This window comes from Isoptericola sp. NPDC057191 (assembly GCF_042670225.1).
GTDB lineage: Bacteria > Actinomycetota > Actinomycetes > Actinomycetales > Cellulomonadaceae > Isoptericola.
On record NZ_JBHUWC010000163.1, the window covers coordinates 1 to 9,229 of the forward strand.

The 9,229-nt window shown below is 73.5% G+C and carries 9 protein-coding genes; 3 read left to right on the forward strand and 6 right to left on the reverse strand.

What is annotated here, in order from left to right:
* Positions 1 to 86: 86 nt before the first annotated feature.
* The 3 genes from rpmA to ACFT55_RS16395 form a co-directional block, all read right to left on the reverse strand.
* Positions 87 to 344, reverse strand: coding sequence for a 50S ribosomal protein L27 (gene rpmA, locus ACFT55_RS16385; protein WP_079574743.1), 258 nt, complete (start codon positions 342 to 344; stop codon positions 87 to 89).
* An 84-nt stretch (positions 345 to 428) separates the two neighbouring features.
* Positions 429 to 737: a 50S ribosomal protein L21 gene (rplU, locus tag ACFT55_RS16390; RefSeq protein ID WP_176168869.1), complete on the reverse strand. Its 309-nt coding sequence runs from the start codon at positions 735 to 737 to the stop codon at positions 429 to 431.
* Between the two features lie 270 nt (positions 738 to 1,007).
* Positions 1,008 to 1,217 (reverse strand): dodecin family protein, encoded by a 210-nt coding sequence (locus tag ACFT55_RS16395; protein ID WP_380244907.1) that lies wholly within the window; start codon positions 1,215 to 1,217, stop codon positions 1,008 to 1,010.
* Between the two features lie 94 nt (positions 1,218 to 1,311).
* Between ACFT55_RS16395 and ACFT55_RS16400 the strand changes: the two genes are divergently transcribed.
* On the forward strand, positions 1,312 to 1,935 hold the full coding sequence (locus tag ACFT55_RS16400) for a protein-L-isoaspartate O-methyltransferase (RefSeq protein ID WP_380244908.1): 624 nt from the start codon (positions 1,312 to 1,314) through the stop codon (positions 1,933 to 1,935).
* 31 nt (positions 1,936 to 1,966) lie between these two features.
* On the opposite strand, the gene ACFT55_RS16405 is transcribed toward ACFT55_RS16400, so the two are convergent.
* Positions 1,967 to 2,803 (reverse strand): hypothetical protein, encoded by an 837-nt coding sequence (locus tag ACFT55_RS16405; RefSeq protein ID WP_380244909.1) that lies wholly within the window; start codon positions 2,801 to 2,803, stop codon positions 1,967 to 1,969.
* Between the two features lie 93 nt (positions 2,804 to 2,896).
* Between ACFT55_RS16405 and ACFT55_RS16410 the strand changes: the two genes are divergently transcribed.
* Positions 2,897 to 3,706, forward strand: a complete 810-nt coding sequence (locus ACFT55_RS16410; RefSeq protein WP_380244910.1) for an inositol monophosphatase family protein — start codon at positions 2,897 to 2,899, stop codon at positions 3,704 to 3,706.
* A 76-nt stretch (positions 3,707 to 3,782) separates the two neighbouring features.
* Entirely contained in the window at positions 3,783 to 4,877 is a 1,095-nt protein-coding gene (locus tag ACFT55_RS16415) for a fatty acid desaturase family protein (RefSeq protein WP_380244911.1), read from the forward strand.
* Here the strand turns inward: ACFT55_RS16415 and ACFT55_RS16420 are convergent.
* Positions 4,871 to 5,455, reverse strand: coding sequence for a thymidine kinase (locus ACFT55_RS16420; RefSeq protein ID WP_380244912.1), 585 nt, complete (start codon positions 5,453 to 5,455; stop codon positions 4,871 to 4,873). The two genes, ACFT55_RS16415 and ACFT55_RS16420, sit on opposite strands and share 7 nt — an antisense overlap.
* Before the next feature lie 204 nt (positions 5,456 to 5,659).
* The gene (locus ACFT55_RS16425; protein ID WP_380244913.1) at positions 5,660 to 9,226 is read right to left on the reverse strand and encodes an Rne/Rng family ribonuclease; all 3,567 of its coding nucleotides are present in this window, start codon (positions 9,224 to 9,226) and stop codon (positions 5,660 to 5,662) included.
* Positions 9,227 to 9,229 lie beyond the last annotated feature (3 nt).

A 9,229-nucleotide genomic window follows, 5' to 3' on the forward strand; every position in this document is an offset into this window, starting at 1 on the left:
CTCTCAGGCAAAGCGACGAGGCGCGCACCACAACGGTGCGCCCCTCGTCGTCGACTCGGGTGGGAGTCGAGAAGGTGTGTTGCGGCTCAGACCTCGGCCGCGACGATGTCGATGACCTTGCGGCCCCGACGCGTCGCGAAGGCCACCGAGCCGGCGGTCAGCGCGAACAGCGTGTCGTCGCCGCCACGGCCGACGTTCTCGCCGGGGTGGAAGTGCGTGCCGCGCTGGCGGACGATGATCTCGCCGGCCTTGACGACCTGGCCGCCGTAGCGCTTGACGCCGAGGCGCTGGGAGTTCGAGTCACGGCCGTTGCGCGAGGAGCTCGCGCCCTTCTTGTGTGCCATCTGTCAGACCTGCTTTCTGCGAAGAACGAGGGAATCAGTGCCGCGGGCCGTGCAGCGAGCGAGCGCGCTCGGCCCGGCGGGACGTCACTTGATGCCGGTGACCTTGAGACGGGTCAGCGACTGGCGGTGACCCTGGCGCTTGCGGTAGCCGGTCTTGTTCTTGTACTTGAGGATCGTGATCTTCGGGCCCTTCTCGTCCCGCACGACCTCAGCCGTGACCTTGACCTTCGCCAGCTTCGCGGCGTCGGTGGTCACCTTCTCCCCGTCCACCAGAAGCAGAGCGGGCAGCTCCACCGTGTCACCGGCCTGGGCCTTGACTCGGTCCATGACGACGATGTCCCCGACGGACACCTTCTCCTGACGGCCACCGGCCTTGACGATCGCGTAAACCACGTTGCTGCTCATCTCTCCTGGTCTGGGCATGCCGCACGACGTTCATCACCGACTTGGTCTGCAACTCGGCCCGCCGCGGCGGTCGAGTGCGGTGCGTCATGGGCACACGGGACTGGCACACCGAGGGCGTGCCGACGTCCAAGACTACGCGAGGGAACCGAAGGCTTCAAACCTCCTGCGCGGACACCCGCAGTGACGTCGCCCACCGCGGGCCGTCCCGGCGGTGCGTGGCAGAGGGCCGGGGCAGCGGGCCGAGCAGCGAGCCGGGGATCAGTCCTCGAGGACGAAGGTCACCTGCAGGTCCACCTGCCAGGCCACGATACTGCCGTCGGACACCTCGACCTTCTGCTCCTTGACCCATGCACCGGTGATGTGGCGGACCGTCTGTCCGGCCCGGTCGAGGCCGACGCGGATCGCGTCCTCGAAGCTCGTGTCCGACCGTGCGGTGATCTCCGTGATGCGTGCGACCGTCCCTGCCATGTCGTCCTCCGATCTCAGGGCCGGCGACGGGCCGGCGCTACATCGATCGTGACCCCGGCCGGTGTCGCTCGCCACGAGGGGCGACGATGGACAGATGGCCGGACGAACGGGGCCCACCGAGCTGCCCACGGGCGCAGGCGGCGTCGCGGACGCGGTGGCGGACGCGCTGCGCGACGTCGACCGACGCGGCTTCCTGCCCCGCCGCGCCGTGCGCTGGGCCGCCGCGGACCACCCGATCGACATCGGCCGCGGCCAGACCTGCTCGCAGCCGTCGACCGTGGCGGCCATGCTCCGGCTTCTCGCCGTGCCGCCCGGGGCGCACGTGCTGGACGTCGGCTCCGGCTCGGGCTGGACGACGGCTCTCCTGGCCCGGCTCGTCGGGCCCGACGGCGCGGTGCTGGGGGTGGAGCGGCACGCCGACCTGGCGGCCCGCGGTGCGGCGAACGTCCGCCGCACCGGGATGGGCTGGGCCCGCGTCGTGCGCGCCACCCCCGGCGTGCTGGGGGCTCCACGACCGGGCGGCTGGGACCGGGTGCTGGTGTCCGCGGCGGCCACCCACCTGCCCGCTGCGCTCGTGGACCAGGTCGCCCGCGGCGGCCGCATGGTGATCCCCGTGCGGCACGTGATGGTGCTCGTCACGCGCGACGACGACGGCACCGTGCGCACCTCTGAGCACGGCACCTACTCGTTCGTGCCCCTGGTCGAGGACCCTCCCTGACCCGAGGGTGCCGCGCCTCGAACGGTGCGGCTCAGCGTGCCGTCACCCAGTCCTTTGCCTGCCTGGCAGTGAGCGTGCCCGTCCCGGCGTACTTCACGACCCAGGTCCCCGAGGCAGACTGCTTGAGCTTCTTGGCGTACGTGCCCTTGCTGGACGTCTTCGCGGTGGCCTTGTAAACCGGCCCCTTCGGGCCCGTGGGGTCGAAGTAGATCTTGACCGCGCGACCAGTCAGCGGCCGGATCGCGCCGTCGCCGTAGCTGTAGTCGGGGTTCCAGTACCGCAGGCTCCCCTTGACCGTGACGTAGGACCCCTTGCGCACCGGCTCGGGGGCCGCGTTGGTCGACAGGTACGTGGCGCGCTTGAAGTAGAAGGCGTCGGAATACGTGGCATCAGGAAGCGTGCAGTCGTACCAGTCCTCGCCATACGCGCCGTCGATGTGGATCGTATAGCTACGGGTGACGGTGGCCCGCACCGTGTACCTGCCGTACCCGTCCCACTCGTACCAGCGCGTTGCGCCCGTCTTGCCGGATGCGGGGTCGGTCCCCGAGTAGAGGAAGTCGCCGCCACTCGCGAGGTTGCCGTACCTGTCCAGGTACTCGACGTCCATGGTCCAGAAGAAATCATCCCAGCGGAGGTAGGAGTCGCCGGGGCTGCGGTTATCGGTGAAACACTTGTCGACCTGTGCGGCAGTCGGCTTCTTCACCGAATATGAGGCGCTAGCCGTCTTGTTGTGCTGGCCCTTGTAGAGCACGACGTCGGGGTGGCTGATGCTGCCTGCGGACCCGCTCGACGCGGCGACGGCCGGCGCCACGGTGAGCCCGGTCGCCAGGACTGCCCCCGCGAGGATCACAGCGATGGTGCGCTTCATCTCTCGACCTACCTGTCGTCGGCAACGTGCCGGTCGAGGCTAAGCAGCAGGCGTCCCGGTTGACGAGGATGAAGTTCTGCCATTCTTCTCGGCATGATCAGCGATCCGGAGGTCGCCCTCCGAGCCGCCCTCGCCGGCGCGGCGGAGGTCGCCGCCGCCTTCCGGCAGCCCGTGACCCGGCACGCGAAGTCCGGGCTCGACTTCGCGACCGACACCGACGTCGCGGCGGAGCGGGCGGTCCGCGCGGTGCTGGCGGCAGCGCGGCCGGACGACGCCGTCGTCGGCGAGGAGCTCGGCACCTCCGGCGGGGACGCGCCCCGACGGTGGTACGTCGACCCGCTGTGCGGCACCCTCAACTTCGCCGCCGGCGTGCCGGCCTTCGGCGTCAACGTGGCACTCGCCGAGCGCGACGGTGAGCGGGTCCTCGCCGCGGCGGTCGCCGACCCCCTCACCGGGGAGGTGCTGTGGACCGACGGCACCCGCGCCTGGCGGCAAGGCCCCGGCGCAACCGCCCACGAGGGCCTCTCCCCCGACCCGGTGACGCGGCTGATCAACATCGACGTCGACAACGGCGGCCAGGCGCCCGCGCTCGTCGCGGATACGGCCCTGCGCGAGTCGTTCGCGGTGCGCGTGGCCTCCACCTCGCTCGCGCTCGCCTGGGTGGCGGCAGGGCGGCAGGCCGCGTACGTGACCGGCGCCGGCGTCGACGGCAGCGTGCACTTCCTGCCCGGCGTCGCGCTGTGCGAGGCGGCCGGGTGCGTCGTCACCGACCTCGACGGAGGCCCCGTCCGCGGCGGGCGAGGCATCGTCGCAGCAGCGGACGCCGCCACCGCGGACCTGATCCTCGCCCGGGTCCGCGCACTGGGGGGACAGCCCCCTTGCCCCGAACCTACGGTCCCGTAGGCTCGAGGCATCCGCACACCGAGCGACCGCTCACCACCTCGGCTGGGAAGTCGACCTCGACCCCTGCGAGGCCCGTATGACCACAGCCACCGTCGACGACACCCCTTCGGCCACCCGCCTCTCCGGCGCCGCGCACACCAGCTCGTACAGCGCGCTGTCGCGCGCCGTACGCGAGGCCGGGCTCCTGCGCCGCACGTACGGCTACTACCTGCGCACGGGCATCCTGCTCACGCTGGCCGTCGCCGCGGCTGCCGCCGGGTTCGTCCTGCTCGGTGACTCGTGGTTCCAGCTCCTGGTCGCCGGGGCGCTCGGCGTGATCCTCACGCAGTTCGCGTTCCTCGCGCACGAGGCCGCGCACCGACAGATCTTCGCGACCGGCCCCGTCAACGACCGCGTCGGGCGGCTGATCGCCAACGCCGTGGTGGGCATCAGCTACTCCTGGTGGATGTCGAAGCACACGCGCCACCACGCCAACCCGAACCACGTGGGCAAGGACCCCGACATCGCGAACGACACCATCGTGTTCACCGAGGAGGGGGCCAGCGAGCACCGTGGGTTCCTCGCGCTGATCACCCGGTACCAGGGCTGGCTGTTCTTCCCCCTCCTCACCCTGGAGGGCCTCAACCTGCACGTGACGTCCGTGCGCTCGCTGCGGCACGGCACCGCCGAGGACCGAGGCGCACGGGTGCGCGAGCTCCTGACGATCGGCGCGCGGCTCCTGGTCGGCACGGCTGTCGTCTTCTGGTGGCTCCCTGTCGGGATGGCGTTCGCCTTCCTCGGCGTGCAGCTCGCCGTCTTCGGCGTCTACATGGGCGCGTCGTTCGCGCCCAACCACAAGGGCATGGCGATCATCCCCGAGGGCAGCCGCCTGGACTTCCTGTCCAAGCAGGTGCTCACCTCGCGCAACATCCGCGGCGGGGCCTGGATGAGCGCCCTCATGGGCGGTCTCAACCACCAGATCGAGCACCACCTGTTCCCGAGCATGCCCCGGCCGCACCTGGCCCAGGCCCGGCTGCTGGTGCGCGAGCACTGCGCGACGCACGGCCTGCCGTACACGGAGACGAGCCTCGCGCGGTCCTACGCGATCGTCGTCGGCTACCTCAACCGGGTCGGCCTGGCCGCCCGCGACCCCTTCGACTGCCCGATGCGCCGCAGCCTGCGCGGCTACTGAGCCGCGAGGCCGCCGGCGCGGTGCACGCGGCACCGCGCCTCGTAGGACTCGGTGCCGCCCACGTGCCCGGAGGCCGGCGCCAACGGGTCGTCCGCGGGGGCCGCCTCGGTCCGCCGGACGTGGAACGCCGCGTCCCGCCCGCACACGGCGCACACCGCCGTGAGCTTGGTGACCGACTCGGCCACCGCCATCAGCTCGGGCAGCGGCGCGAAGGCGCGCCCGTCGAACGTCACCGACAAGCCCGCCACCACCACCACACGTCCCGCGTCGGCCAGCGCCGTCACCACGTCCACGAGGTCCGGCCCGAAGAACTGCGCCTCGTCGACCGCCACCAGCTCGATGTCGTCCCCGACGAGCGACGGGATCTGCGCGGCCTCGCGGACGCTGCTGGAGGGCACCTCGAGCCCCGAGTGGGACGCGACCCGCCCGGCGCCGCTGCGTGTGTCCAGCTCGTGCGCCACGACGAGCACGCCCCGGCGCGCGACCTGCGCCCGGTGCACGCGGCGCACCAGCTCCTCCGTCTTGCCGGCGAACATCGGGCCGGCGATCACCTCGAGCCGCCCCGTGGTCCCGTCCATGGCCCGAGCATGGCACGCGCGGCCCGCCGAGGGCCGGACGAGGGCCGGACAGGGCCGGACGAGGGCCGGACGAGGGCCGGACGAGGGCCGGACAGGGCCGGACGAGGGACGGACGAGGGACGGACGAGCGAAGGGCCCGGGGCCGATGTCGTGGACATCGGCCCCGGGCCCTTCACCTCGACCGCGACACGGTCACGCGGCGCGTCACTCGGCGCCCGTCACTCCCTGGGCCGCAGCTTCCCCAGCAGCCGGCTCAGCAGCCTTGGGGGCTCCTGCTCCTTTGCGCGCGCGCCGGGGCGCCTTGCGCGCCGGCTTCGCCGACGGGACCTCGGTGGCAGGCTCCGCACCGTCGCCCGCGGCGGGCTCCGGCTTGCGCTCCGGCAGCTCGATGAGCGTCTCGGGCGCGACGGGGGCCACCGGCGTCGCGGGCGCCGCCGGAGCGGCGACCGGCACGGCGGCGTCGGCCACGACGACGGACGCGCCGCCGTCCTTGGCCTCGTGCTCGTGCTCGTGCGCGTGCGCCGCCGCGGCAGCGATCGTGGCGAGGGTGGCCTTGACGGCCTCGCGGGCCTCGGACCGGTCCTCGGGCAGGGTGGGCACCTCGGCCGCCGGGCTGGGCGCCACGGCCTCCGCCTGCTTGCCGCCGCGCTTCCGGCGCGAGCGCGTGGAGCCCTCGCCCTGGTCACCCTCGGCGTGCTGGTGCGGGGCACCCTTCTCGATCGGCTCGCTGTGCACGATGAACCCACGGCCCTTGCAGTGCTCGCAGGTCTCGGAGAACGCCTCGACCAGGCCCTGGCCCACGCGCTTGCGAGTCATCTGCACCAGCCCGAGCGAGGTGACCTCCGCCACCTGGTGCTTGGTGCGGTCGCGGCCGAGGCACTCGACCAGCCGGCGCAGCACCAGGTCACGGTTCGACTCGAGCACCATGTCGATGAAGTCGATGACGACGATGCCGCCGATGTCGCGCAGCCGCAGCTGGCGCACGATCTCCTCGGCCGCCTCCAGGTTGTTCCGGGTGACGGTCTCCTCGAGGGTGCCGCCCGCGCCGGTGAACTTGCCGGTGTTGACGTCGATGACCGTCATCGCCTCGGTGCGGTCGATGACGAGCGACCCGCCGGACGGCAGCCAGACCTTGCGGTCCATGCCCTTGGCAAGCTGCTCGTCCACGCGGTGCACCGCGAACACGTCGGTGTTCTCGGTCCACTTCGTGACCCGGTCGCGCAGGTCGGGAGCGAGCTCCTCGACGTACTGCGCGATCTCGTCCCACGCGCCCTGGCCCTGGATCTGCAGCGACGAGAAGTCGTCGTTGAAGATGTCACGGACCACGCGGATCGCCAGGTCGGGCTCCCCCTGCAGCAAGGCGGGGGCGCTGGCCGAGGCCGACTTCTTCTGGATCGCGGCCCACTGCGCCTCCAGGCGCTCGACGTCGGCGCGCAGCTCGGCCTCGCTCGCACCCTCGGCGGCCGTGCGCACGATGACGCCCGCGCCGTCGGGCACGACGTCCCGCAGGATCTTCTTGAGCCGGCTGCGCTCGGTGTCGGGCAGCTTGCGGCTGATGCCGGTCATGCCACCGCCGGGCACGAAGACCAGGTAGCGGCCGGCGAGCGTGACCTGCGAGGTCAGGCGGGCGCCCTTGTGACCGATCGGGTCCTTGGTGACCTGCACGAGAACGGAGTCGCCCGACTTCAGGGCCTCCTCGATGCGGCGCGGCTGACCCTCGAGCCCGGCCGCGTCCCAGTTCACCTCACCGGCGTACAGGACGGCGTTGCGCCCCTTGCCGACGTCGACGAACGCCGCCTCCATGCTGGGCAGCACGTTCTGCACGCGACCGAGGTAGACGTTGCCCACCATCGAGGCCTGCGACTGCTGCGAGACGTAGTGCTCCACGAGCACGCCGTCCTCGAGCACGGCGATCTGCGTGCGGCCGTCGCGCTCGCGCACGACCATCGACCGCGTCACCGACTCGCGGCGCGCGAGGAACTCGGCCTCCGTGATGATCTGGCGGCGGCGGCCGGCGTCGCGGCCCTCGCGGCGGCGCTGACGCTTCGCCTCGAGCCGGGTGGAGCCCTTGAGCGCGGTGACCTCGTCGCGGTCGCGCGTCCGTGCCACCGCGGCCTCGGCCCGCTCCGCGCGGGTGCCGCGGCGGCGACGGCGGCGGCGACGGCTCGACGCCGAGTCCCCGCCCTCGTCGTCGCCCTGCTCGTCACCGTGCTCGTCGCCGTGCTCGTCGTCCTGCTCGTCGGCGTCCTCGTCCGCGGGGCGCGTGGCGGCGCCGTCGCGACGGCCGTCCTCGGCCTCCGCGGAGTCCAGCGAGTCGTCGGAGTCCTCGTCGCCCTCACCGGGCTCGGCGTCGTCCTCGGGGCGGCGGCCGCCACGGCGACCGCGGCCGCCACGGCGACGGCGACGGCGCGGACGGATCTCGTCCTCCTCGCCGTCCTCGTCGCTCAGGTCCTCGGGGCCAAGGTCGACCAGCTCGATGCCCTCGGCGACGAGCTCGGACTCGATGACCCCGACCTCCTCGACCGCGGCGGCCTCGTCCTCGGTGAGCTCGACGGGCTCGGTCGCGGCGACGTCGGGCACGACGGCGGTGTCCTCGACCACGGGCTCCGCGTCGCGCGGGGTCTCGGTCGTGGCCGTGCCGGGGGCCGGAGCCGTCTGCGCGGCCTCCGGGCGCTCCTCGGCCTGCGCCGGCTTCGACGCGCGGGTGGCGCGGCGCGACCGCGAGCGCGTCGACTCACGCTTCGGGGCCTCGGTGGCCGCGTCGCTCGCCGCGGCCTCAGACGGGGCGGACGGCGCGGACGGCGCGGACGGCGCGGTGGCGGGGGCCTCGGTCACGGCCTCCGCGGTGGTGGCCGCCTCGTCGTGCGGGCGGGGCGGGCCCGCGGGTGCCTGGGCACGACGCGAACGGCGCGCGGTCGACAGGTCCGGCGCCTGGAAGAGCACGGCCGTCGTCGCGAGACGGGGGGTCACCGACCCGCCGCCCGTGGCGGCCGGCGAGCGCTGAGCCGTCGGCTCCTGGCGCGTCGGGGCGGCGGACTCCGAGGCAGCGGCGTCGGCCGGTGCCGCGGCGGCAGCCTTCTTCCGCGGCGACTTCTTCGCGGCGGTCTTCGCCGGGGCCTCGGTCGCGGGCGTCTCGTCCTTCGCAGACCTCGCCTTGGTGGACCGCGAGGCGCGCTTCGCGGGAGCCTTCGTGGCGGGCTCGGCAGCGTCGGGCGCGGGCGTCCCGACCGGCTCGGCGGTCGGCTCGACAGTCGGCTCGGCGGTCGGTTCGGTGGTGGACGCAGCCTCCGCCGACTTCGCGGTGGCGGACCGGCGCGTGCGGGTCGTGCCCGTGGCGCGGCCGCGGCCCTTGGCGGCAGGCGCCTGCTCGGGCTCGGGAGCTGTCTCGACGACCGCCTCGGCCGGCGTCTCGGTGCGCGCGGGCTCGTCAGCGGTCGCCTGGGCGCCGGTGGAGCGGGTGGCGCGGCGACGCGTACGGGCGGGCTTCTGCGCGGTGTCGTCACCGTCGGCACGACCGCCGGGACCCTGCGGCAGGACGATGTCGTCGAGGCTCGCAGACCCGCCGGCGAGGGCGTCGTCGCGCGCCGCGGCCCGCTCGGGCAGGACGAGGTCGGACAGCGAGGAGCCGGGACCGGCCGGAACAGGCTCCGCCGGCGTGCTCGCGGAGGCCGGCTGCTCCGCCGCCGGACCCTTCGGGGCGGCGGCGGCGCGGGTCGCGCGGCGACGAGCGGGCTTGCGGGCTGCGGCGTCGGTCGGGTTGTCGGACGTCACGGA

What these genes read in the sequence shown, in the direction of transcription:
- ACFT55_RS16410 (WP_380244910.1), top strand. Translation starts at nt 2,897, where the DNA reads ATGATCAGCGATCCGGAGGTCGCCCTCCGAGCCGCCCTCGCCGGCGCG.
- ACFT55_RS16405 (WP_380244909.1), bottom strand. Translation starts at nt 2,803, where the DNA reads ATGAAGCGCACCATCGCTGTGATCCTCGCGGGGGCAGTCCTGGCGACC.
- ACFT55_RS16415 (WP_380244911.1), top strand. Translation starts at nt 3,783, where the DNA reads ATGACCACAGCCACCGTCGACGACACCCCTTCGGCCACCCGCCTCTCC.
- ACFT55_RS16395 (WP_380244907.1), bottom strand. Translation starts at nt 1,217, where the DNA reads ATGGCAGGGACGGTCGCACGCATCACGGAGATCACCGCACGGTCGGAC.
- ACFT55_RS16400 (WP_380244908.1), top strand. Translation starts at nt 1,312, where the DNA reads ATGGCCGGACGAACGGGGCCCACCGAGCTGCCCACGGGCGCAGGCGGC.
- ACFT55_RS16420 (WP_380244912.1), bottom strand. Translation starts at nt 5,455, where the DNA reads ATGGACGGGACCACGGGGCGGCTCGAGGTGATCGCCGGCCCGATGTTC.
- rpmA (WP_079574743.1), bottom strand. Translation starts at nt 344, where the DNA reads ATGGCACACAAGAAGGGCGCGAGCTCCTCGCGCAACGGCCGTGACTCG.